This window comes from Pantoea sp. B550, from assembly GCF_024158165.1.
In the GTDB taxonomy this organism is placed as follows: domain Bacteria; phylum Pseudomonadota; class Gammaproteobacteria; order Enterobacterales; family Enterobacteriaceae; genus Pantoea; species Pantoea alfalfae.
Genome location: NZ_JAMYXI010000003.1, coordinates 470,310 through 494,458 on the forward strand (window position 1 = coordinate 470,310; position 24,149 = coordinate 494,458).

At 56.4% G+C, this 24,149-nt stretch carries 20 protein-coding genes and 1 tRNA gene; 15 read left to right on the forward strand and 6 right to left on the reverse strand.

Going from position 1 to position 24,149, the window contains the following annotated elements; all coding sequences use genetic code 11:
* Window positions 1–3 precede the first annotated feature (3 nt).
* On the forward strand, window positions 4–834 hold the full coding sequence (locus NIM72_RS05335) for a glycosyltransferase family 8 protein (RefSeq protein ID WP_253419195.1): 831 nt from the start codon (window positions 4–6) through the stop codon (window positions 832–834).
* A gap of 93 nt (window positions 835–927) precedes the next feature.
* Here the strand turns inward: NIM72_RS05335 and NIM72_RS05340 are convergent, their stop codons facing one another.
* Entirely contained in the window at window positions 928–2,049 is a 1,122-nt protein-coding gene (locus NIM72_RS05340) for a Gfo/Idh/MocA family protein (RefSeq protein ID WP_253419198.1), read from the reverse strand.
* A gap of 333 nt (window positions 2,050–2,382) precedes the next feature.
* Here NIM72_RS05340 and NIM72_RS05345 point away from each other — a divergent pair.
* The 10 genes from NIM72_RS05345 to NIM72_RS05390 all read left to right on the forward strand — a co-directional run bounded on the left by NIM72_RS05345 (window position 2,383) and on the right by NIM72_RS05390 (window position 12,975).
* A tRNA-Asn gene (locus tag NIM72_RS05345) sits at window positions 2,383–2,458 on the forward strand.
* Between the two features lie 532 nt (window positions 2,459–2,990).
* The gene (locus NIM72_RS05350; RefSeq protein WP_253419201.1) at window positions 2,991–4,124 is read left to right on the forward strand and encodes an LLM class flavin-dependent oxidoreductase; all 1,134 of its coding nucleotides are present in this window, start codon (window positions 2,991–2,993) and stop codon (window positions 4,122–4,124) included.
* Window positions 4,121–4,975: an ABC transporter substrate-binding protein gene (locus tag NIM72_RS05355; RefSeq protein WP_253419204.1), complete on the forward strand. Its 855-nt coding sequence runs from the start codon at window positions 4,121–4,123 to the stop codon at window positions 4,973–4,975. The genes NIM72_RS05350 and NIM72_RS05355 overlap by 4 nt, the downstream gene beginning before the upstream one ends.
* Window positions 4,972–5,922 (forward strand): aliphatic sulfonate ABC transporter substrate-binding protein, encoded by a 951-nt coding sequence (locus NIM72_RS05360; protein ID WP_253419224.1) that lies wholly within the window; start codon window positions 4,972–4,974, stop codon window positions 5,920–5,922. Before NIM72_RS05355 ends, NIM72_RS05360 begins: the two co-directional genes overlap by 4 nt.
* 22 nt (window positions 5,923–5,944) lie before the next feature.
* On the forward strand, window positions 5,945–6,994 hold the full coding sequence (locus NIM72_RS05365) for an LLM class flavin-dependent oxidoreductase (protein ID WP_253419227.1): 1,050 nt from the start codon (window positions 5,945–5,947) through the stop codon (window positions 6,992–6,994).
* 315 nt (window positions 6,995–7,309) lie between these two features.
* Window positions 7,310–8,971 (forward strand): ABC transporter substrate-binding protein, encoded by a 1,662-nt coding sequence (locus NIM72_RS05370; protein WP_161734391.1) that lies wholly within the window; start codon window positions 7,310–7,312, stop codon window positions 8,969–8,971.
* A gap of 53 nt (window positions 8,972–9,024) precedes the next feature.
* The gene (locus tag NIM72_RS05375) at window positions 9,025–9,984 is read left to right on the forward strand and encodes an ABC transporter permease (RefSeq protein WP_161734393.1); all 960 of its coding nucleotides are present in this window, start codon (window positions 9,025–9,027) and stop codon (window positions 9,982–9,984) included.
* Window positions 9,984–10,931 (forward strand): oligopeptide ABC transporter permease, encoded by a 948-nt coding sequence (opp4C, locus tag NIM72_RS05380; RefSeq protein ID WP_167493445.1) that lies wholly within the window; start codon window positions 9,984–9,986, stop codon window positions 10,929–10,931. The genes NIM72_RS05375 and opp4C overlap by 1 nt, the downstream gene beginning before the upstream one ends.
* Window positions 10,928–11,908, forward strand: a complete 981-nt coding sequence (locus NIM72_RS05385) for an ABC transporter ATP-binding protein (RefSeq protein ID WP_253419230.1) — start codon at window positions 10,928–10,930, stop codon at window positions 11,906–11,908. The genes opp4C and NIM72_RS05385 overlap by 4 nt, the downstream gene beginning before the upstream one ends.
* Window positions 11,905–12,975, forward strand: coding sequence for an ABC transporter ATP-binding protein (locus NIM72_RS05390; RefSeq protein ID WP_253419233.1), 1,071 nt, complete (start codon window positions 11,905–11,907; stop codon window positions 12,973–12,975). The genes NIM72_RS05385 and NIM72_RS05390 overlap by 4 nt, the downstream gene beginning before the upstream one ends.
* A 130-nt stretch (window positions 12,976–13,105) precedes the next feature.
* On the opposite strand, the gene NIM72_RS05395 is transcribed toward NIM72_RS05390, so the two are convergent.
* The 3 genes from NIM72_RS05395 to NIM72_RS05405 form a co-directional block, all read right to left on the reverse strand.
* On the reverse strand, window positions 13,106–14,317 hold the full coding sequence (locus tag NIM72_RS05395) for an MFS transporter (RefSeq protein ID WP_253419236.1): 1,212 nt from the start codon (window positions 14,315–14,317) through the stop codon (window positions 13,106–13,108).
* Window positions 14,318–14,554: 237 nt separating this feature from the next.
* Window positions 14,555–16,774, reverse strand: coding sequence for a catalase/peroxidase HPI (gene katG / locus NIM72_RS05400; RefSeq protein ID WP_253419239.1), 2,220 nt, complete (start codon window positions 16,772–16,774; stop codon window positions 14,555–14,557).
* A gap of 444 nt (window positions 16,775–17,218) precedes the next feature.
* The gene (locus NIM72_RS05405) at window positions 17,219–18,241 is read right to left on the reverse strand and encodes an LLM class flavin-dependent oxidoreductase (RefSeq protein WP_253419241.1); all 1,023 of its coding nucleotides are present in this window, start codon (window positions 18,239–18,241) and stop codon (window positions 17,219–17,221) included.
* 208 nt (window positions 18,242–18,449) lie between these two features.
* On the opposite strand from NIM72_RS05405, the gene NIM72_RS05410 reads away from it, so the two are divergent.
* The 4 genes from NIM72_RS05410 to NIM72_RS05425 all read left to right on the forward strand — a co-directional run bounded on the left by NIM72_RS05410 (window position 18,450) and on the right by NIM72_RS05425 (window position 22,461).
* Window positions 18,450–19,412 carry a fatty acid desaturase gene (locus NIM72_RS05410; RefSeq protein WP_253421995.1) on the forward strand — a complete coding sequence of 321 codons (963 nt, stop codon included), beginning with the start codon at window positions 18,450–18,452 and terminating at the stop codon, window positions 19,410–19,412.
* A complete protein-coding gene (locus NIM72_RS05415) occupies window positions 19,405–20,178 on the forward strand; it encodes a phosphate/phosphite/phosphonate ABC transporter substrate-binding protein (protein ID WP_253419244.1) in 774 nt (257 codons plus the stop codon). Before NIM72_RS05410 ends, NIM72_RS05415 begins: the two co-directional genes overlap by 8 nt.
* Before the next feature lie 180 nt (window positions 20,179–20,358).
* Window positions 20,359–21,273 (forward strand): ketopantoate reductase family protein, encoded by a 915-nt coding sequence (locus tag NIM72_RS05420; RefSeq protein WP_161734405.1) that lies wholly within the window; start codon window positions 20,359–20,361, stop codon window positions 21,271–21,273.
* Between the two features lie 126 nt (window positions 21,274–21,399).
* Window positions 21,400–22,461, forward strand: coding sequence for a LacI family DNA-binding transcriptional regulator (locus NIM72_RS05425; protein ID WP_253419246.1), 1,062 nt, complete (start codon window positions 21,400–21,402; stop codon window positions 22,459–22,461).
* A gap of 88 nt (window positions 22,462–22,549) precedes the next feature.
* Here the strand turns inward: NIM72_RS05425 and tmaR are convergent, their stop codons facing one another.
* Both tmaR and NIM72_RS05435 read right to left on the reverse strand, forming a co-directional pair.
* A complete protein-coding gene (gene tmaR, locus NIM72_RS05430; RefSeq protein ID WP_004571340.1) occupies window positions 22,550–22,876 on the reverse strand; it encodes a PTS system regulator TmaR in 327 nt (108 codons plus the stop codon).
* Window positions 22,877–23,036: 160 nt separating this feature from the next.
* The gene (locus tag NIM72_RS05435) at window positions 23,037–24,095 is read right to left on the reverse strand and encodes an FUSC family protein (protein WP_161734409.1); all 1,059 of its coding nucleotides are present in this window, start codon (window positions 24,093–24,095) and stop codon (window positions 23,037–23,039) included.
* Window positions 24,096–24,149: the final 54 nt, after the last annotated feature.

Consider the following 24,149-nt stretch of genomic DNA (forward strand, 5'->3'; position numbering starts at 1 on the left):
GCTATGTTTGCCTGGGTAACGCTGTTAACACAACCCGATTATCTGGTGGGCGTGAAAGCGCTGCACCGTTCGCTGCAGGAGAGCCAGAGCCAGTGGCCACTGGTGGTGATGACCACGCCAGCCATTTCAGACGCTGACTGTCAGAGTCTGCAGGATGAGGGCTGTGTGATTAAACCGGTTGAACCACTCTATCCGCGCGACGATCTCGATCAGCATTACGCCTCGGCGCAGTTCGGCGAAGTCTGGACCAAGCTGCGCGCCTGGCAGCTCACCGATTATGAGCGTGTGGTGTTCCTGGATGCCGATATGCTGGTACTGCAGAACATGGATGAGCTGTTTACCCTGGATCTGGGCGATAACCCGCTGGCCGCCTGTCACGCCTGCCGCTGTAATCCGAACCAGATTGCCTCTTATCCGCCAGAATGGCAGCCCGAGCAGTGCCACTACACCTGGCAGGCACGCGGTGAGCAGGCTCCGGACAGCGTTGACTACTACCTGAACGGCGGTTTTCTGGTGCTTAAGCCCGACAATGCGATGTTCGATGTACTGGAAAAACGGATTGCGGCGATTGACGATCTCAGCGCTTATCCTTTCTCCGAGCAGGATCTGCTGAATGAAGTCTTTGCCGAACGCTGGAAACCGCTCTCGTATATCTACAATGCGTTAAAAACGCTGCCATTCCAGCACAGCGGTCTGTGGCAGGGGGATGAGGTGAAGAACCTGCACTACATTCTGGCGAAGCCCTGGAAGCGCGACCTCAGCCAGCCCGAGAGCCAGCGCGACCGCTTCTATGCGCTGGATAAACTGTGGTGGGAAAAAAGCGGTCTGATCTGACTGGATACGGGCGGGACACTCCCGCCCTTCGCGCCTGTTCACTCAACTCCGTAGTCTGCCACTCGCTATATCTTCTCTTTCTCAGATTCTGCCTTACACCTCGACCCAGCGGCGCTGCTCTGCGGAGTGGGCAATCGCTTCCAGCACCCTCTGCACCTGCAATCCCTCGGCAAAATCGGGCCACATGCGATCGCCCGCCGCGATACCGTTGATCAGGTCGCGGATCTCCACCGTTTTCTGATCGTTAAACCCGATGCCGTGTCCGGCTGAAACGCAGAAGTTCGCGTAGTCAGGATGGGCCGGTCCGGTCAGGATGGTTTTAAATCCCTGTCGCCCGGCAGGTTCGTCATGCAGATAAAGCTCCAGTTCCGCCATGCGCTCCTGGGTGTAGCGCAGCGTGCCTTTGGTGCCGGTGACAACATAGGTCAGGCCCATTTTTGCGCCACAGGCGATACGCGAGGTTTCAATCACGCCGTGTGCGCCATTGCGGAAGCGCAGCAGCGCGCTGGCCTGATCTTCGTTTTCTACCGGTAACTGCCGGGCAGGTTCTTTTGGATCAGGCCGTGAGGTGATCACCGTCATCATATCGCCACTCACCTCAGCAATATCGCCGACCAGATAGTGCGCCATATTCACGATGTGCGCCGCCAGATCGCCCAGCGCGCCGAGCCCTGCAAGCGCTTTCTGGCAGTGCCAGTCGAGCGGCGTTTCCGGTCTGGCGAGATAATCTTCGTTATGGGTGCCGTAGAAATGCACCACGTCACCAATCTCGCCTCTGGCAATGATCTCTTTTGCCAGCTGGCTGGTCGGGTTTTTCATGTAGTTAAAGCCGACCAGCGTTTTCACCCCTGCCGCTTCGGCGGCCGCCACCATCTCCTGCGCATCCGCCACGCTCAGCGACAGCGGCTTTTCTGAATAGACGTGCTTGCCATGGCGTATCGCCTCCAGCGCCATCTCTTTGTGCAGGAAGTTGGGTGCGCAGATATCTACCACATCAATCGCCGGATCGCTGACCAGCGCGCGCCAGTCGCCGGTGGAGCGCGCAAAACCAAAGGTCGCCGCCTGACGCGCCGCCAGCTCAGGATTCACTTCGGCCAGCATCTCCCGCACGATTTCGCCTTTCAGCGCGAATACAGTGGGGGCCTGGGCATAGGCAATGGCGTGGCAGCGCCCGATATAGCCGCTGCCAATCATGCCGATTCTGACTTTATTCATTTCAACTCCGGATATTCAGTTCAGGGTTGAAATGGAATCTACGTTTCATATTTGTTGCTGACAAAGTCAGAATCGAGACTTTGTGACGCCTGTAAAAAACTATCCGGTTAAATCATGCGTAGTGCGGTCTGACAAGGGCTTTGCCGCGTCAGAATACCTCATAAACACCTCAGATTTACGTGCCGCTTTTTGCCGCGTGAAGCCGTAGTGCAGACCCTTCTTCTATGACGTAAATCGCCATTGTGGCGACTATTTCAGCAGTCGCACGAATTTATGAAAAAGAGCTTTGACATGATCCGGCGTGGCCGTTACTATGCGCCCCGTTCAAACGATTCCTCTGTAGTTCAGTCGGTAGAACGGCGGACTGTTAATCCGTATGTCACTGGTTCGAGTCCAGTCAGAGGAGCCAAATTCGAGAAGCCCGCTCAGGGAAACCTGAGCGGGCTTTTTGCTTTTCTGATGTTCGTTCAAATGTTCCACAACAAATATTCAATGACAGACAACGCCACAGAGAATAACGCGCAGGGAAAACAATCCGCGACGCGTCATCATTCCCTTATCAGGCGAAGCCTGTTTCTGTTTAATAAACTCTGATTGTGATGATGCCAGCCTGAAATGGGCAAGCGGGTAACTCATACCAACCCCGGACCACATAGCCTGACAAAAAAAGCGCCATCACTATCTCCTGCCAATGATATCCACCTGTTGATGCGTTATTTGACGCCTTAAAGCGTCAAAATATGACGTGAAAGCGAATCACTATTAGTAACGGATAAATAACGGCCCAGCAGGGTCGCGTTTATTTTAACAACCTTCCTGACCCGGCTTGATAAATAACCTTAAGCCTGGATATAGATAAACTTTGCCATAATTAGTATTTCCCCTCACAATAACCCTTTGTTATTCCTTTGGTTCCTGTTTGTATTACTTTGAGAACCACCGTGGAAATTTACTGGTATCTGACCGCGCCAGACGGTCATCAACCCTGGACCGCCTCCGGCAGCCGGCAGGTCAACTACGCCTATTTCCAGCAGGTCGCCCGAGCGGTAGATCATCTGGGTTTTACCGGCGCGCTGCTGGCGACCGGTGCACATGATCCCTGGATTCTGGGGGCGGCACTTATTCCCTATACCGAACGCATGAAGTTCCTGATTGCAATCCAGCCGGGTCTGATCTCACCCACCCTGCTTGCCAAAATGGCCGTGACGTTTAACCAGTTTTCGAAAGGCCGGGTGCTGCTCAACGTGGTCAGCGGTGATAAAAATACGCTGGGCGCTTACGGCATGCATCTGGATCACGATGCCCGATATGATCTCAGTGACGAATTTTTGCAGGTATTACGCCCCCTGCTTAATGAAGAAAATGTCAGCTTCAAAGGGGAACACCTGGATATTGAGAACGCCAGGCTGGCATTGAGCAACGGCGGATATCCCCCGCCACCGCTGTGGTTTGGTGGCTCCTCTGAAGCGGCACAGGAAGTCGCGGCAAAGCACATCGACACCTATCTCTCCTGGGGGGAAACACCGCCGCAGGCCGCAGAGAAAATCGCCCGGGTGAAAGCCAGAGCCGATAAATACCATCGCCAGTTACGCTACGGCATTCGTCTTTATGTGATCGTGCGCGAAACCGATGAACTTGCGTGGCAGGCGGTAGACGCGCTTTATGCCTCGATGGACGACAGCGCCATTGCCGCCCGGCAGCACCTGGCCCGCGGTTCAGACTCCGTAGGTCAGTCCCGTATGAGTGCACTGCACAATGACCAGAAACCCGCCGATCCGCGCGAGCTGGAGATCTACCCTGGACTGTGGGCAGGCATAGGCCTGGTGCGTCCCGGACCTGGCACCACTATCGTCGGCAGTCCGGAAACGGTCGAACGGACCCTGCGAGCCTATCAGCAGGCGGGGGTTGAGGTGTTTATCCTGTCCGGTTTCCCCTTGCTGGAGGAAGCCTATCGCTTTAGCGAACTGGTGATGCCACGACTGTCACTCACCCCGCCGGATGACGCGGCAAAGAATACCTTTACCTGGGGAAATCTATGGGATCGTCCGGTCGGAAGTAGAGATCCAGCACAATGAAAATCCGTCTGGGAAGCCATCCCAGTAATCTCTCGCTGTTTATTCTGCGCCATCGCGGAGTCATCGAACCTGCCGCCAGAGACCGGGGCTGGCAGCTGGAATGGTTCGACTATACCCTGGGCGCACGCAGCGGCGAGTGGCTGGCTGATGAACAGGTCGATGTGGTTGGCACCGGGTCAACCCCGCCGATAAGTGCGCAGGCCACCGGGCTGGACGTCGCTTATCTCGCCAGCTCGCCGCCACGTAATAACAACTGCGCGTTGCTGACATTGCAAAGCAACACTATCTCCTCGCTGCGTGGTAAACGACTGACGGGCATGCCCGGTTCTTTCACCGATCATTTTCTGGCGCGTCTGCTGCAAAAACAAAACCTGCGCCGCACCGATGTCACCCTGCTGGACCTGCAGGGGCAGGATGCCATGACTGCGTTACGCAATGGCGACATTGATGGCTGGCTGGCAATCGATCCCTGGCTGACTCGCGCGTTACAGATAAAGGATGTCGTTGCGCGCTCCACCGTCGGCAATGAAATCATTAACCGTTCACTGTTCTGGACGCGTGCCGCGTGGCAGCAACGTTACCCCGAAGTCGCAGCCTGGATCGTGAAACAGTTGCGCGTAAATGATGCCTGGATTGAGCAGCATCCGGTAGCCGCCGCGCAGATCCTTGCCGACAAGCTCAACCCAACCACCCTGCCCGATGAGTGGCTGGAAACAATACGCGGGCGTCCCTGGGGGATCACCCCTGCCAATGACGCTCTGTTAGCCGAACAGCAGCAGCAGGCTGACGATCTTTTTGCCGTGGGGTTCATCCCGATGGCTTTATCCCTGAACGCCAGGAGACAGATATGACCCGCTGGATACCCCGTACCGCTGTTGCTGCACTGATACTGTGTGCCGGGATGGCCATGGCGACTGAACCGCTCACGCTGCGCATTGGTTTTCTGCGTGGCCCCACGGACTTAGCACTGGCTAAAGAGAAAGGAACGCTGGAAAAAGCGCTGGCCGCGCATCAGGTGAACGTCGTCTGGTCGGGCCCTTTTGCGGCTGCCGCCCCGGCTTATGAAGCGTTAAATGCCGGTTCAATTGACATGACCACCGGCAGCTCCACAGCGTTTGTTACCGCCATCGCTGCGGGTTTGCCGTTGCGTTTCTTCGCTTATCAGGCCATGCCCGCTGAAGGTGAAGGGATTGTGGTGCGCAATAGCAGCGATATCCATTCATTGCAGGATCTGCGCGGCAAAAAGGTGGCGGTGAACAAAGGCGGGACCGGCGAGTATCTGCTCTCACGCGCGCTGGATCGTGCCGGAATTCCGGAGCAGGAGGTGACCAAAGTTTATCTCAGCCCTTCCGACACCGGTACGGCATTTGTAGGGGGACATGTCGATGCCTGGGCGACCTGGGATCCTTTCCTCTCTCTGGCCAGGCAGAGTTATGACGCCCGCCAGCTGAGTACGGGTCAGCAGATTGGTTCGGAAAATGCAGCAGGTTATTTCGTCAGCGAGGCGTTTTATAAGGCGCACCCTGAAGTGCTTAACTGGGTTTATGACGTGTTGCAGCAAGAGAACCACTGGGCCAAAGTCCATCCGCTTGAGGCAGGTAAGATCTGGGCTTCACAGATGGGGCAGCAGGGAAGCACACTGGCGGCACTGCTGGGCAAGGTCAACACCGTTCCTGTTACGCCGGTCGATGACGCCGCAATAACCCATATCGGGCATATAGCCGACTGGTATCAGCAACAGGGTCTGATCGCCAGCCATCCGGATATTCGCCAGCATGTCGTCACGCTGACGCCTTAAGCCCCGGTATGAGTAAAACAGAATGACGCAACCGGCTATCTCGCATATCTCGTTTCTGACACCGGGGAATTATCCTGATGACGCTCCGCTTCAGGGGCTTGAACAGACGTTACAGCTGTTCGAACGCGGTGAACAGCTGGGTTTTAATGGTGCCTGGGTACGCCAGCGACATCTGGAACATGGCGTATCGTCAGCCAGCACCTTTCTCGCGGCCGCCACGCAACGTACCCGCCAGATAGAACTGGGCAGCGCCGTAATTCAGATGGGTTATGAGAGTCCATTTCGTCTGGCTGAAGACCTGGCGACAGTGGATATTCTCGCCAGAGGACGGTTGAATGTCGGCCTGAGCGCAGGCGCGCCTAATCATCTTGAGTTAATCGGTCATTCTGTCTGGGGTGATGCCTGGCAGCAGCAGGATTTTTCTTACCAGCGCGTCCTGACTCTGCGCGATAACCTGAGTGGCCGCTTCTTCGGTGATGACAATACGGTCATTCTCTCACCCGGCAATACGCAACGCCCGCGTGTTCAGCCCTTTGCAGCCGGTCTGGTCGACAGATTGTGGTACGGCGGAGGATCACTTCGCTCGGCGCGCTGGGCAGGCAGCCACGGGTTTAATCTGCTCGCGGGCAATCTCACCTCCGGTGAAGAAACGGATGATTTTTACCAGGCACAGCGGACACAAATCCAGCTATATCGTGAAAATCTCGCGGCTGCCGGTCGGCGTGCGGCGCGCATCGCCCTGGGACGCATCATCATTCCCACCGACAGTGCGGATGCCACCACCCGCAGACATTATCAGCAGTTTGCCGCCAGCCGCCACTCGCGCACTCTGGCACCCCAGGGCTCCCGACGCACCCTGTTCTCTCAGGATATCGTGGGCAGTGCGGAGCAGATTCTCGAACGGCTGTTTCACGATCCCGTCTTACGTCTGGTGAATGAGCTGAGAATTGAATTGCCTTATGAATTGCATTATGCGGAGTACAGCCAGATTATCAGCGATTTTGCGACGCTGATTGCGCCGGAGTTGGGCTGGACAGCACTGCCGCATGTCTCACACGTTGGGCCCGAATGAAATCCACAATGACAGTCAGCGGCAAATGTCCTTACCGCGGCATTCCGTCTTAACGCGTTAAAAATAGCGCAGACGTCCGGATTCGTAACCGATCTTTTTAATGTGCCGTAACGTTGATCTGAGTCGCATTCTTATAATAAAGACAATTATTCCCAAGCTTATCCATAAATAACATAAGGACATTTCGTTATTTGTTATAGCGTTTGATTGTTAGACACCGGATCAGGGGAAGATTAATTTTCATTTTTTGTAAATGAACATTGTCATTATATTTTTGAGGGATCTCTTTTGGTCAGTTTAATAAACAAACAAAGCATGCAGTTCAGACTTAAAATAGCACTCTTCAGCAGCCTTGCAGCCTTCAGCTCTATGACGTTTGCCGACGATGCCCTTAAAGAAGGTATCACCCCGGCCACCGATTCCAGCCAGATTCCGGCAGCGGCGAAATTGCGCAAAGATACGGTGGTGGCGGGCATTTCTGAACCTCAGGGAATTTTTAACCCTTACTTTTTTGTCAACGGCTGGGATGAAAATGTCACCAACGTCATTTTTTCACGCCTGATTGACTGGGACAGCCACGGCAATCTGGTGCCGGGTCTGGCGGAAAGCTGGACGGTAAGCCCGGATAACAAAGTCTATACCATTAAGCTGCGCCCCGATCTGACGTTCAGCGACGGCTCCCCACTCACTGCCAAAGACGTCGCCTTTACCCTAACCGTCCTGTACGACCCGAAATATGATGGTGACACCGACATCACCCTCGCGAATATTGCCGGGGGCGCGGAATATAAAGCAGGTAAAGCCGACAGCGTCAGTGGCCTGAAAGTGATCGATCCCCTCACGCTCCAGATCACCACCACACAACCTGGCGCAACCACACTGGCAAAAATTGGCGGGCCGGTGCTGTCGGAAGCTTATTACGGCAAAGGCTATAAGCGTGGCAATCTTGACTATCTGCGCACTCTGCATGGCAAACCGCTGGGCAATGGCCCCTATGTCTATGACAAATACATCCCCGGGCAGGAAATTCGTTTTCATGCCAATAGCCACTTTTATCGTGGCACACCGCCAACGCCTCGTTTTATTTATCGCGTCACTAACCCCTCAACCAATTTCCAGTTGTTCCAGACCGGTGAAACGGATTACGACGCCTTCACTTCACGACCGGATGATATTGAACAGCTGAAACTGCTCGGCTTTGCCAATATCAACCTCTACGGGTCCAGTGATTACAGCAAAGTCGAGTTCAACGTTCGCCGCCCGGCGTTGCAGGATGCGAAAGTGCGTCAGGCGCTGATTTACGGGCTGGATCGTCAGAAGCTAATCGATGTGGTGTACCAAGGGTATGGCAAGGTTGCTGTCGAACCTATCGCGCCTATCTCCTGGGCATATAACCCGGATGGCGTGAATCCCTACAAATACGATCCGGCACAGGCGAAAAAATTGCTTGATGAGGCGGGCTGGAAACCCGGAGCCGATGGTATTCGCGTAAAGGACGGCAAACGTCTTGAACTGACCTTACTGGCGAGCAAAAAAGTGCTGAACGACGCGCTTATCCCGATCGCCAAAGAGGACTGGCAGCAAATTGGTGTGCTGCTGAAACCTCAGGTGGTGGACTTCAATGCCCTGATGGCGCAGCGCAAAGCGGGCAATTACGACCTGGCGTCCTTTAGTACCAGCACGTTAAACGATCCGCATGACGGGGTATGGGATTACTACAGCACCGAGGCTAAGGAGTCCGGCTATAACAATCCTCAGGTGGATAAGCTGATTAATGAAGGCAATGCCGTGCTGGATGTGGCACAGCGCAAACCGATTTATCACCAGCTGTATAAAGTGCTGGCAGATGACCCACCGGTGATCCTGCTCGGCTATCGCCAGATCCTCTCCGCCAGCAGCGCCCGCGTGACCGGCTTTAAACCGGATATCTATAACGGCCTGACCGGCAGTCTGCCGGACGTCAAAATCGTTAAGTAACCTTGCCCACTGTTCAGCCGTCGGGACTTCCTGACGGCTGATATGAGAAGACCATGAGAAATTTTATCCTGAGGCGGCTGCTGAACACCCTGCCCATGCTGCTGTTTGCCTCTTTTATCATCTTTATGTTGTTTGCAAAGACACCCGGTGACTTTATTGATGGCAACGTGACGCTGACCGCCGCGCGCGCGGCTGAGCTGAAGGCGATTTACGGCCTTGATCAGCCGCTGCTCACCCGCTATCTGCACTGGCTCGGCCAGCTGGTGCGGGGTGATTTGGGTTTCTCACTGCAATACCAGATTCCTGTCACTCAGTTGCTCAATCAATACGTCTGGAATTCCTTCCTGCTCGCCAGTGTCGCACTGGTATTTTACTGGGGAATTGGCCTGGCCGCCGGTATCGCGTCGGCAATCAAACCCAACTCGTGGTTCGATCATCTGGTCAGCGTGCTGGTGTTTGCCGCAATGTCTTTTCCAACCTTTTTTCTCTGCCTGCTGTTAATCAAATGGTTTGCGGTAGATCTGCACTGGTTGCCGGTCGGCGGCATGACCAACACCGGCAGTGATGACAGCGGCTGGGCCTATATTGTCCAGGTGGCGGCCCACCTGATGCTGCCAGTGCTGGCACTGGTAATGTTGCAGGCGGGCAGCCTGACGCGCTATTTTCGCGCCAGCATGCTCGACGTCATCAAAATGGATTTCATCCGCACTGCCCGGGCAAAAGGTTTACGCGAACGCACGGTGATCATGAAACATGCATTGCGCAATGCGCTGCTGCCGATCATTACCCTGCTCGGCTTTGAGCTGCCGGGCCTGTTCTCGGGTGCTCTCATCACCGAAAAAGTCTTCAACTGGCCGGGTGCAGGACATATCCACATCGATTCGCTCGCTGCCCGTGACTATCCGGTGCTGATGGGTTTCACGCTGTTCCTGGCGGTATTAACTATCCTCGGCAATCTGCTGGCCGACGTGCTTTACGCGTGGGCTGACCCGCGTATTCGGGTGAGTTCATGATGATCAGTTCACTTTTTTCTACGCAACGCCGCCTGCGCAAAGCGGTGATCCCGGCGCTTGCCCAGGCCACGCCCTCACCGTGGCGTCAGGCGTGGCAGGCATTACGGCGCAATCCGCTGGCGATGGTGTGCCTGGTTTTACTGATTGTCATGGCGATCTGGTGCGTGCTGGGGCCGATCTGGTCGCCGTGGCAGGATGACGCCACGGATGCCCTGATGATCAATAAACCGCCAGGGGCACAGCACTGGCTGGGAACCGATTTTCTGGGGCGGGACGTCTACACCCGTTTGCTCCTTGCCGGGCGCATTTCGCTGACCATTGGCCTGCTGACGATGTTGCTGTCGGTGGCGCTGGGTTATCTGCTCGGTGCCGTGTCGGGCTACGCGGGTGGCCTGACCGACAAGCTGATTATGCGTCTGGCCGATCTGGTCATGACCATTCCCAGCCTGCCGCTGCTGATTGTCGCCGGCGCCATGCTGTCGGAACTCGATTTCTCAGCGGATGCGCGCATCTATATGGTGGTCATCATGCTGAGCCTGCTGGAGTGGCCTAAACTGGCGCGGCTGGTGCGCGGGCAAATCCTTTCGCTGCGCGAGCGTGATTTTATGCTGGCAACGCAGGTACTGGGCCTGTCATCACGTCGCCGCCTGTTTGGTCATCTGCTGCCCAATACCATCCCGATTCTGGTGGTCATGGCGACGATGGCTGTGGCGAACGCCATTCTGAGCGAGTCGGCGCTGAGCTATCTCGGTCTTGGCGTCGTCCCGCCGACCCCCTCCTGGGGCAATATGATGGATGCCGCCAATAGCCTGATCGACTTTCAACGTCGCCCGTGGCTGTGGATGCCACCAGGCATCGCCATCTTTATCACCGTGGTTGCCATTAACGTACTGGGCGACGGCTTGCGTGATGCGCTCGATCCCCGCATGAAACGGAGCCAGAAATGAGCCAGCCACTGATCACCTTTGAACAGTTATCCGTCTCCTTTGCCGCCGAACAGGGGCGTGTGCAGGCCGTGCAGGAGGTCTCCTTTACTATTCATGCCGGACAGACCCTGGGTATTGTCGGCGAATCCGGCTGTGGCAAAAGCGTTACCGCCATGTCGTTGATGGGACTGTTGCCGCCTCAGGCGGCGCGTATTGACGGCGGAGCTATCCGCTTCCAGGGGCAGGATCTGCTGACACTCAATCCCGCCAGGATGGCCGACCTGCGAGGCAACCAGCTGGCGATGATTTTTCAGGAACCGATGAGCGCCCTGAATCCGGTGCTGACCATTGGCGAGCAGCTGTGTGAGCCATTGATTCGCCATCGGGCGGAATCGCCTAAAGCCGCCTGGCAGCAGGCGATCGCGCTGATTAGCCAGGTCGGACTGGCGCGCGCGGAGAGTCTGATGACCCGCTACCCGCACCAGCTTTCCGGCGGCATGCTGCAACGCATCATGATTGCGATGGCACTCAGCTGCCAGCCGAAACTGCTGATTGCCGACGAGCCAACCACGGCGCTGGACGTCACCGTTCAGGCCCAGATTCTGCGTCTGCTGCGCGAACAGGCCCGTGCCAGCCAGATGGCGCTGATGCTGATCACCCATGATCTGGGCGTCATTGCCCGGATGGCGGAGCAGGTAGTCGTGATGTATGCCGGGCGGGTTGTTGAATACGGCCCCACCGCAGAGGTACTGCGTAATCCGCTGCATCCCTATACCCAGGGGTTGATTGCCTCCCGACCGGTTCCCGGCGAGCGGCGACGTCGGCTCTACTCCATCCCCGGTCAGGTGCCGGATCTTGCCGCGCTGCCCGCATTCTGCGCTTTTTTTGACCGCTGCGAACGCGCCAGCGAAATCTGCCGGGCAGGCATACCGCCGCTGGTGGGTACAACGCGGCAGGCCGCCTGTTTTCACCGTGAAAAAGTGGAATCTTTCGCATGAGTTCTGAATACATCATTGAAGTGGACGCGCTGAAGAAGCACTTCCCAATACGCGACGGCCTGTTTGGTCAGGAAACCGGGCTGCTTCGTGCCGTTGACGGTGTCAGCTTTCGCATCCGCCCGGGCACCATCTTCGGTCTGGTAGGCGAATCCGGCAGCGGCAAAACCACCGTAGGCCGCACTCTGCTGGGCTTATATGATAAAACCGCTGGCACGATTAAGTATCGGGGACAGGACCTGTCGACGCTGACGGCGCGGGAAATGCAGGCGCTGCGGCCCAGAATCCAGCTGGTGTTTCAGGATCCCTACAGCTCTCTCAATCCGCGTATGCGTATCGGCGATGCGATTGGTGAGGCGTTACTGGCACACAAACTCTGCACCCGAGCGGAGTTGTACGACAGGGTGATCGCGGTGATGAAGATCTGCGGGCTGGCTCCGCAGCATTACCCGCGTTTCCCGCACGAATTCTCGGGGGGACAACGCCAGCGCATTGGCATTGCCCGGGCACTGATTCTCAATCCGGACTTTATTGTCGCCGATGAGCCCATCTCGGCGCTGGATGTCTCCATTCAGGCGCAGATCATCAACCTGTTTTCCGACCTGCGCGATGACCTCGGCGTTACCTTCCTGTTTATTTCGCATGATCTCGGCGTGGTGGAACATCTTTGCGATGACGTGGCAGTGATGTATCTCGGGCAACTGGTGGAAACTGCCAGCCGCGACGCCCTGTTCAGTCAGCCGCTGCATCCCTACACGCAGGCCCTACTGGCCGCCGTACCGACGCTCGACCCACAGCATGAACCCATCGCGGTGATTAAGGGAGAGATTCCGGATCCGTCACACCCGCCATCCGGCTGCCGCTTCTCGTCACGCTGCCCGCTGGCGGAAACGCAGTGCCGCGAGGCAGTACCGGAATTACGTGAAGCGTCGCCAGGGCACCATGTAGCGTGTCATTTGGTCCAGCAAAACAGAGTGGGAGTTTCACCAGACAGAGCAACCAGATTTGTGAAACCCGCAACTATTAGTGGTCATCAGGGCGGTCCTGGCAGAGATATCATTCAGGTTTAGCGTGATGAGTAGTCAGTTACTGGCAAAGACGTGCCCGGTCAGATGAGCCAGATTCGTAAACCCGCTCAGGGAAACCTGAGCGGGTTTTTTGTTGGGTTATTTCACTTCTCTTATCCCGTCCGGGCAGCGCTCAGGACTCTCTGGCCGGCACCACCCTGTTTTTCTGGCGAATGCCAATAAGGTATAAAGCACATCCCAGCAGGGCAAACAAAATCAGTAAATAGAAGATGGATGATGGCGGGATAAGATGGCTGTTAAGCAGGTAACCGAAGAGAATAGCGTTGGCTCCGCCGCCTGACATCGCAATATTCTGCACACCGAAGTAGGCCCCTTTCATATCATCACGGGCAATAGAATCGATAAAAAGAAACTCCGACGGAACAAGAATGACCTCGCCTAACGAGAAGAGTATGGTGGCGATAATCCAGAACAGGGTCAGTTCAGAGACATGGTAGAAATATAATCCCATCACCAGTAATCCGGTTCCGGCCATCACACTGAGCACCCTATTTTTCTGGGTGATCCTTTTGCCAATAACGTACTGCAACAGAATGACCGTTGCTGCGTTGATACTGACAATCAACGTAATCAACCTCAGTGCTTCTGACTCGCTGACCACATATCCCAGATACTGCGATAAATACGTTGCAAAACGGGCATAGACCAGCGCGCTGAACAACCCCCCAAGGGTAAAAAGCTGCAACCGATAATCGCTGATTAATACGCTGAACGTCTGCTTCAGGCTGGTTTTCGGCCCGTTAACGGGAGAGTCTACCTGCAGATGAGCATCGTAACGTCGGTAGTACAGGCTGAGTATGCAGAGTGAAATAAAACTTAATCCTGCGGACAACCACATCGGCGCATGTACGGCATAGTGACTGGCGAGAATACCGAGAATCGGCGCACTGCAAAAAGCGATATTAATCAGGGTATAGGTAACCGAAAAGGCAGCACCTCGTTGGTCAGCAGGCAACAAGCCTGACAGAAGCGATTTTACTGCGAGGTGCATGGTGGTAAAAGCGACCTCAATCATGATCAATAAAATAAAAACCTGAATGAAGTGTTGGACGTGTGTTAATAAGCCATAGACAACAACCGAGAGGAGAATCGCCAGAAAAAGGGACCGCAGAGGGGTGAAGCGATCAATTAACACGCCACACCAGACACCCGCCACCGTCGCTATCACCAGACTGCCTCCCAGCGCATAGCCTGTCATCAGCGGATTAAACTGCAGTGTCTGTGAAAGGTAGATGGGAAAGAACGTGAAAGTGAGTGCTCTGCTGAAATGTAAGATGAAATCGAGCGTAAAAAGGGGCCATAAAAAAGAGAATCTGATCATCATAGCCAGTCCGTCAGTCAGAATAATAAAATGACTTTATCTGGTGACAGAGCGCATCCGAAATGCCAATTAAGCAATAACATTTATGTTTTAAGCGTCATCGCTGAAGAGGTAATTGAGCTTTTATACCCGACAGGAACAGATTTTCTGAACATGCCTTTACACCCCTGAGGCTTTCAGACACGCAAAAAAAACCCGCTGACATCAGCGGGTTTCTGGTTTTTACAACGTCAACAGCAATCAGATATCAAACCGATCCAGATTCATCACTTTTGTCCAGGCGGCGACAAAGTCTTTGACGAATTTTTCACGGGCATCGCTGCTGGCATAGACTTCTGCCGAGGCGCGTAACACCGCGTTGGAACCAAACACCAGATCGGCGCGGGTAGCGGTGAAACGGGTTTCACCACTGACGCGATCGCGTCCGATGAATTTCTCATTGCTGCCATCAGTCGCTTTCCACTCGGTACGCATATCCAGCAGATTCACGAAGAAGTCCGTGTTCAGCGATCCTACATGGTGCGTGAAGATACCGTGCTGGCTGCCATCGAAGTTAGTGCCAAGCGCACGCATCCCGCCCACCAGCACCGTCAACTCTGGCACGGTCAGGGTCAGCTGCTGTGCCTTGTCGATCAGCAGGCTTTCGGTGGTGGTTTTGCCGAAACCGGTGCCGAAGTTACGGAAACCATCCGCACGCGGTTTAAGCAGATCGAATGACTCGATGTCGGTCTGATCCTGACGCGCATCGACACGGCCCGGGGTAAAGGGCACGTCGATCGAGACGCCAGCCGCTTTCGCCGCCTGCTCAACACCAACCACACCCGCCAGAACGATGACATCCGCCAGTGAAGCCTTGTGGGCTTCGCGCTGAATCGCTTCCAGCGCAGGCAGAACACGTGCTGCGACGGCATTGACGTCCCACTCACGCTGCGGCAGCAACGCCAGTCGGGCACCGTTGGCACCACCGCGCTTGTCGCCACCACGGAACGTCGATGCCGAAGCCCAGGCAACGGAAACCAGCTCGCTGACGCTGAGGCCGGATGCCGCAATCTTCTCTTTCAGCTGGGCGATATCGGCCACGGTTGGGTGATAAACCGGTGCAGGCAGCGGATCCTGCCAGATCAGATCTTCCTGTGGCACTTCAGGTCCGATGTAGCGCGCTTTTGGCCCCATATCACGGTGGGTCAGCTTAAACCACGCACGGGCAAAGGCTTCGTTGAACGCCTGCGGATCGTTGTGGAAACGACGCGAAATTTTTTCAAACTCCGGGTCAAAACGCAGCGTCAGGTCGGTGACCAGCATGGTCGGCTTGTGTTTCTTAGTGGAATCAAACGCATCCGGGATGATATCCGGTGCATCAGCCGCTACAAACTGGATGGCTCCCGCGGGGCTGCGCGTCTGAACCCACTCATATTTGAACAGGTTCTCGAAGAAGTAGTTGCTCCACTGGGTCGGTGTCTGCGACCAGATCACTTCCAGGCCAGAGGTAATCGCATCTGCGCCGACGCCCGTACCGTGGCTGTTGACCCAGCCCAGACCCTGCGCTTCAATCGGTGCGGTTTCCGGATCGACGCCCACGTGGCTGGCCGGTGCGGCACCGTGGGTTTTACCCAGGGTATGGCCACCGGCAATCAGTGCCACGATCTCTTCGTCGTTCATGCCCATGTTGCCAAAGGTGGCGCGAATCGCCGGGGCCGCAGAGGCAGGATCGCCGCTGTGTTCCGGACCTTCCGGGTTGACGTAGATCAGACCCATTTCGGTGGCACCCAGAGGCGACTGTGCCAGGGATTCCGGGTGACGGTGTTCCAGCCAGGCGGCTTCTTCGCCCCAGTTCACATCCATATCCGGTTCCCAGACATCTTCACGTCCGGCACCAAAGCCGAAGGTACGGAAGCCGGAGTTTTCCAACGCAACGTTACCCGCCAGGATGTAGAGGTCAGCCCAGGAGATTTTCTGGCCATATTTCTGTTTAATCGGCCACAGCAGGCGGCGCGCTTTATCCAGACTGACGTTGTCCGGCCAGGAGTTTAAGGGGGCGAAACGTTGCTGACCACGGCCTGAACCACCGCGTCCGTCTACGGAGCGATAGGTTCCGGCGCTGTGCCAGGCCATGCGAATAAACAGTCCGATATAGCTGCCCCAGTCAGCGGGCCACCAGGCCTGTGACTCGGTGAGCAGCCCTTTAATGTCAGCTTTCAGCGCAGAGTAATCTAATCTGGCAAATTCTTTACGGTAGTCGAAGGATGCATCAAGCGGATTCGAACGGGATGAGTGCTGGTTCAGCAGGTCAACGCGGAGCTGGTTAGGCCACCAGTCACGGTTAGTTGTTCCGCCACCCGGCGCCTGATTTGGCTGCGCTGGCTTGCCTGCATGAAAAGGGCATTTGCTTTCAGGCGCTTCGCGATCGGCTTCAACAATAGGCTTTGCATCTTTTGCATCTTCATCAATGGAATTGCTCATGGTCACACCTCTTTTTGTATTTTCATCGCTACTCTATAGAGGATCTTCAGGAACTCACACCTGTCTCATCCTATAAGATTGATAGCTTATCCCTTTGAATAAGGTTTATTTCAACAGCTTCCAGCAATGGCGCAACGGATGTTACTACCCGGAATCATCAACGAAGCGGCACCGACCTGCATCAGACTATTCCGACACAACCGGTTGCACAACCGTCTTATTCATGGCTGGCTGAGCAGCGGCCAGACCTGCTATGGCCGCGTTCGCTGGCTAAACCGGTGTAGTTGCAGGAATGGACGGAACTGATGCGAAACAGAAATGGCAGAAATACGAGAAGAGAAAATGATTAAATAGCGTTAACGATCGCAGAGGTGAATGGCAGGTAATACAGGTTTATGAAGAAACAACTGAGCGCCCGGCTTGCGCGGGCGCTCGACTTCAGACTTAACGCCAGCCGAGTTCCGGGGCGACGTACTTCAGAATCGCCTCAATCACATGGGCGTTGTAGGCGACACCAAGCTGATTAGGCACGGTCAGCAGCAGCGTGTCCGCTTCGGCAATCGCCTCATCCTGCGCCAGCTGCTTAATCAGTACTTCTGGCTCTGCGGCATAGCTGCGGCCAAAGATGGCGCGTGTTTTCTCATCCAGGAAACCAACGGAATCCTGATCGTTACCGCTGCGGCCAAAGTAGGCGCGGTCCATATCATTCACCAGCGCAAAGATGCTGCGACTGACGGAAACGCGTGGCGCATGCTGATGCCCCGCCGCTTTCCAGGCCTCGCGGTAGGCGCGGATCTGTTTCGCCTGCTGAATGTGGAACGGCTCGCCGGTTTCATCATCTTTCAGGGTTGAACTTTGCAGGTTCATGCCCATTTTTGCTGCCCATTCTGCGGTGGCATTGGAACCGGAGCCCCACCAGATGCGATCACGCAGCCCTTCCGAAAGCGGCTCTGGTCGCAGCAGGCCCGGCGGGTTCGGGAACATTGGCTGTGGATTCGGCTTTGCAAACCCTTCGCCGCGCAGCACGTCCAGGAACTCTTCGGTGTGACGACGGCCCATATCCGCATCGCTTTCACCCGCTTTCGGTTCAAAACCAAAGTAGCGCCAGCCATCGATCACCTGCTCAGGTGAACCGCGGCTCAGGCCCAGCTGCAGACGCCCGTTGGAGATGAGGTCTGCCGCGCTGGCATCTTCCACCATGTAAAGCGGGTTTTCGTAACGCATGTCAATAACACCGGTACCGATCTCAATTTTGCTGGTCCGCGCTGCCACGGCAGCCAGCAGCGGAAACGGCGAGCTGAGCTGACGGGCAAAATGGTGGACACGGAAGTAAGCGCCATCTGCGCCCAGCTCCTCAGCAGCGACCGCTAAGTCGATCGATTGCAGTAACACATCCTGCGCGGTGCGGGTGGCGGACTGCGACGAAGGCGTCCAGTGACCAAAGGATAAGAAGCCAATATTTTTCATCTGTATTTCTCCTGACAGGCGGTAAGCGCCTGTGGGCTATAGGCGATTTTTGATAAGGAAAGGTTACGCCCTCCACGCGGCGACTGATAGTGAATATCTTTAAGCGCCATATTCAGGAATTTCGACATAGCTAAGCAGATTATCCACTTTGTCTTTGTTCGTCCTTTCTTTCACTCTCCAGACTCTTGCTTCCGCTGTCAGGTGAATGATGCACAACGGCTATCTCTCTTTACAGCAGCGCGCCTGGCTGAAACAACGCGCGCGCAGCTGGCTCTGGCGCAGCGAACTGCCGACCTGGCTGCTGATGGGCGTGATTTACGGCGGCTGGTTCCCGGTGATGCTGAACTGGCAGACGCTGGGACGACTGCCCGCTACCCTGCTGCTGATCGTTTTCACCACCTGGTATATGTCACTGCAGCATGAGCTGATCCACGGTCATCCCACACGCTGGCCGCGGGTGAATCAGCTGTTCGGCACTCTGCCGCTGGCGGTCTGGTATCCCTATGGTCTGTATCGCGACTCTCATCTGGCCCATCATCGCAATCACACCCTGACTGAGCCGGACGAAGACCCGGAAACCTACTATTTTTCCGCTGCACGCTGGGCGCAGTTGCCGCGCTGGCAGCAGCGGCTGATTCATCTGCGCAACACGTTTCCGGGACGGTTGCTGCTCGGCCCGCTAATGGATATCGCGTCGACCGTTGGCGGGATGTGGCAGGCATTGCGCCGTGGCGATCGCTCTGCGACAGGCATGTGGCTGCTGCATGGCGCGCTGCTGGCTCTGCTGTTTTACTGGATGGCGGAGCTCGGGTTTTCGCCGCTGTGGTATCTGCTGGCGGTAAGTTATCCGGCGCTGGCGCTGACAAAGGTACGGTCCTTTTACGAGCATCGTGCAGCGGACGATCCGCTGGCACGTTCGGTGAATAATGAAGCGGCCTGGCCCTGGCGCATACTGTTTCTGAATCTGAACTACCATTCAGTGCATCACGATCTGCCTGGCGTTCCGTGGTATGGCCTGCGCCCGCTCTATCTGCGCGACCGCGAGCAATACTATCAGCGCAACCACGGTTTTCGGGTGGCGGGCTACCGGGTCTGGCTGCGTCAGTTCTGGGCCAGACCGGTTGGGGTCAATGCCCATCCGGGCCGCTCAGTGGAGAAAACCCATGAATAATCTGCTCGCCTGGCCCATGTATGCCCTCCATCCGCCTGCCACGCGGACATTAATGCAGGCTGTGGTTACGCTGCTGGCGCAGCATGACACTGAGGCGCAGCCGGTCTGGCCTGACGATCTGCTGGCCCACTGGCGGGATGCGCGGTTGCTGCTGAGCCAGACCTGCGGCTATCCGCTGGTCAGTCAGTTACCGGCGGTTCAGCTGGTTGGCACCTTTCACTATCAGGCACCGGGCTGTAGCGGGCGCCATTATCGCAGCTGGCTGGTAGCGCGAAATAAACAGGCGACGCTGGCCGATTTCAACGGTCAGCGGGCCGTAGCTAATAGTACGAACTCGCACTCCGGCTATAACGCGCTGCGGTTTGTGGCGGCGCTCCAGGGCGTGACGTTTTCACAGCTACTGCTAAGTGGCGGACATCGTCAGTCGCTGGCGGCGCTGCGTGATTCACAGGCAGATATTGCGGCCGTCGACTGCGTCAGCTGGGCGCTGCTGGCGCGCTATGCGCCGGATGAACTGTGTGGCCTGCATATCATCGGTGAGACGCCCGCCACAACCGGATTGCCGCTGATCACGGCCGCCTCAACGTCAGCCGCCCGGCTGGCGACATTACGCACGGCGCTGCATCAGCTGGTAAACGATCCCGCCTTTCGCAGCGTCTGCAACGACAATCTCATCAGTGGATTCAGCCCGGTGCAGCGAGACGATTATCAGGACGTGCTGGCGTGGGAACAGCAGGCTGCCGAGCTGGGCGTCACCCGGCTTTAACGCCGCACGCTAATTCGCCCTGCTGACCGGGAAAATCTGATTTTTCTGCATTCTCGCCTCACTGCTCATGCTTTCCCTGCCTATTTTTTCACGCACCCCGAAACGCTACGCCGGAGGCTAACGCTGGTAAGCACGCTCGCGGCGTTCTAAGGTAAAGGTTTTCAGCAAAGGGAGAGTGGAATGCGGATTCTGATGGCAGGCGCCGGCGCGACCGGTGGATACTTTGGTGCACGACTGGCTCAGGCAGGTCAGGACGTGACTTTTCTGGTGCGTGAACGCCGTTATCAGCAGCTGCAAAACAACGGGCTGGTGCTGCAGACGCCGCAGGGTACCGAAACGTTACAGCCGCAGCTGACGCAGGTCAGCACCCTGACGGGCCACTATGATCTGATTATTGTGACGGTGAAGAGCTTTGCCCTTGAACAGGTGATGGAGGACATTGCACCTGCGGTCGGCCCGGACACGCTGATTATGCCGATTCTTAACGGAATGCGGCACATCGCGACGCTGCAACAGCGCTTCGGCGAAGATAAGGTGATTGGCGGCCTGTGCAAGATCAACGCTACGCTGGGCGAACAGGGCGAAATCATCCAGATGACACCGCTGCATCAGATCTTTTACGGCGCGCTGGACGGCAATAATGATGAACGGCTGCAACGGGTTGATGCCGCGCTGCGCGACTGTCAGGTTGATACCCTGTTCAGCGATAACATCATGGATGAGCTGTGGGAGAAGTGGCTGCTGCTCAGCACGCTCGGCGCGGTCTGCTGCCTGGCACGCGGCGATACCCGGCAGATCCTCACCTCGCGCGGCGGCGAAGCGCTGCTACAGGGGATCTTTACGGAGATTCTGTCCGTCATTACTGCCGAAGGCTATCAGCCGCGCCCGGCGGTGACGGCCCGCATTTTTGAGCTGTTAAACAATCCCGCGACCCCGATGACCTCCTCAATGTACCGCGATCTCACTCAAGGTTATGATATTGAAGCCGATCAGATCATCGGTGACCTGCTGCTGCGGGCGAAACGAAACGGGCTTGCCACGCCGCTGCTGAACGCGGTGGATGTGAACCTGCAGGTCTATCTGCAGCAGCGTTAACAACCGGCAACGTCCGCGGGTCGGGTGCCGCCATTTTCCCCCGCTGGCATGGTGGTGAACAGGTGGCCGGCAGCAGCACAGCATGAAAATTTGTTACACTCGTCGCTTCATCTTTTGGAGAGTTCAATGACTTCCCGCTCCGTGACCCTTGATGATGTCGCTCAACTGGCCGGCGTCTCATATCAAACTGTTTCACGTGTTTTAAATCGTTCTGAACAGGTTTCAGCCCGCACGCGGGAAAGGGTTGAGGCGGCGATGCAGCAGCTCAATTATGTGCCCAATCGGGTGGCGCAGCAGCTGGCGGGCAAGGCGACGCGCACGTTAGGTCTCGCGACCAGCGACCTGGCCCTGATGGCACCGGCGCAGATCGCCTCGGCGATTCAGCAGCGTGCTGCACAGGCGGGTTATCATCTGGTGATTGCGATGGACAGCGGTCACGATGCGGCTGCCACCGTGAATGAACTGCTGGCTCAGCGGGTCGATGGGCTGCTGATTAACCTGCCGCTGGATGCCGATGAAGCGCAGCAGATTCAGTTACTGTGCGGCGGCAAGCCGGTGCTGTTTCTGGATGTCGAACCGCAGGCGGCGGTGGCACAGTGTCAGTATCCCAGTGAGTCCGGCGCACGTGCCGCCGTTGAACATCTGGTGGCGCTGGGGCATCGTCAGATTGGCCTGTTAAACGGGCCGCTGCGCTCGGTGTCAGCCCGTCAGCGCGAAAAGGTATGGCGTCAGGCGCTGGCCGATCATCAGTTAACGCCGCATTGCGCGCTGCGCGGTGACTGGAGCGCGCAGTCGGGTTATCAGGCGCTGCTGACGCAGTTGCCCGATGACCTGCCGCAGGCGCTGCTGGTGGCTAACGATCAGATGGCGCTGGGTGCAATGCGGGCGCTGCATCAGTATGGCGTCGCCATTCCTGCCGGGATCTCCGTGATTGGTTATGACGATACCGCCGAGAGCGCGTGGTATCAGCCGCCGCTGACCACGGTGCGGCAGGATTTACACTATCTTGGCGCACAAAGTGTTGAGCGAATGCTGGCGCGGCTTCAGGGTGAAGAGGCACCAGCCAACGCGCTGAAAACCACGCTGGTAATTCGTGAGACCACCGCCCCGCCCGCGGATAAGCGGGTCGATGTAGTGGCGCTCTCTCGTCAGCTACAGGAGATTGCCCGCAGGCTGGCGGGTAAATAATTCTGCGCTGAGACAGATAATAAAAAACCCGCACCACCGGAGTGAATGCGGGTTCACAGGGAACACAGAACGCATAAGCGCTCTGTTCTTAGGCTTTCGGGTGTTCGCCCACGCCCATCGCTTTGATTTTTTTCGACAGCTCGCGACGCTCTTTAGACAGGTCGGCGTTTTTGATGATGTACTCATCCACGCGGTCTTCATAATCCACACGCATGCTGGCGATGATTTCCTGAATGGCCTCAACGCTCATGCCGGGTTTGATATATTCGCTCAGGTTGTCGAGCAGCAGTACGCGCTTCTGGTTATCGCGGATTTTCTTCTCATTATCGACAATTTCACGCTGCAGTTTGTTTTTGCGGCGGAACATACGCACGAACTCCAGTACGTCCTGAAATGACTGCTTGGCATTTTCCATGATGGCACCTTTCTTTAAGCCTGCTGACGCAGGGAGAGAGTCAAAACGATCAGCTTAGCGGCTAGCCCGCCAGGTAAGCAATTTTCACAGCTAAATTCAGACTGGCTCTTATCTTAGCGCAAAGAAACCCGGTTTCACATTAAGTCCTTGTCTGAGGTGATTATTTGCGCAGCGCCATCCGCATCAGATCGGTCATCCGCTCCAGCTGTTTCGCCAGTTCCAGCGTCAGCCAGACGTAGCCGTAGATTGGCGTCTCTTCCAGCCCGTCGCTGCCCGCTTCGGCGATCAGTCTGCGCAGTTCGCCACTGATTTCGGTCAGCTCATGGCTGTTGGCAATCACCTCTTCTGTTTCACCCTCAATCGCCATCACCGACAGCGCCCGTAGCGTATTCTCGGTCATCTGCTGCGTGCGGCGGAGTGCAGGCGCGTTAAGCATAATCAGGTGGCTCTCACGCGAGGCCCACCAGGCATTAATCTGCATCTCAATGGTGTAAACCATATTACGGTTTATGGTCTGAATCGCTTCAAGCACCGACTTCGGAATGCGCGTCTCTTTGCTCGACGGCTCCAGCAGCGCCCGCATTTTGATCACGCTGGTCAGCAATTTGCCCAGCGGCTTATTGAGACGCGGCTTTTCAACCAGGTTAGGCGAGAAGCCGGCGTGATAGATTTTTGCCATGCCCGCCAGCGTGTCGGAGAGCTGAATGCGCCAGTGTGTGTAGGCGCGCTGCGCCCAGATAGCGGTAAACAGCAGCGCCATCAGCGATCCCAGAATGACATCACCACCGCGCCACAGTGCCACGGTGAAATCGCCGGTTGGCGCACCCACCACCACGCTCAGCGTAATCCCGATCAGCAGCGCCATGTAGGGATGTTTGCCCAGCGTCAGGTAGCCGCTGATCACCATGATGATGCCGCACCAGGCCAGCATCACCGGCATGGAAATAAGCTCCAGCTTCAGGGCAATCAGCCCGGAAATCGAGCCCGCCACCGTGCCGCAGATGCGCTGCAGGGCGCGTGGAAAGACATTTCCCCAGGTGGAAATCGGCCCCATCACCACCACCAGCGTGATCAGCGGCCAGGTGCCTTCCGGAATACCGGTTGCCCGGACAAAAATAAAGCAGAGCAAAAAGGCGATGGCAATGCGCACGCCGTGGACGTATCGGTAATGGCGATAAAACCAGAACTCCAGTTTCGAGATGGGCTTGTCAGGACGCAAAGTGACTTTCCGGTTACGGGAACATGATGGGGCTATCTTAACCCTGAACGCGGC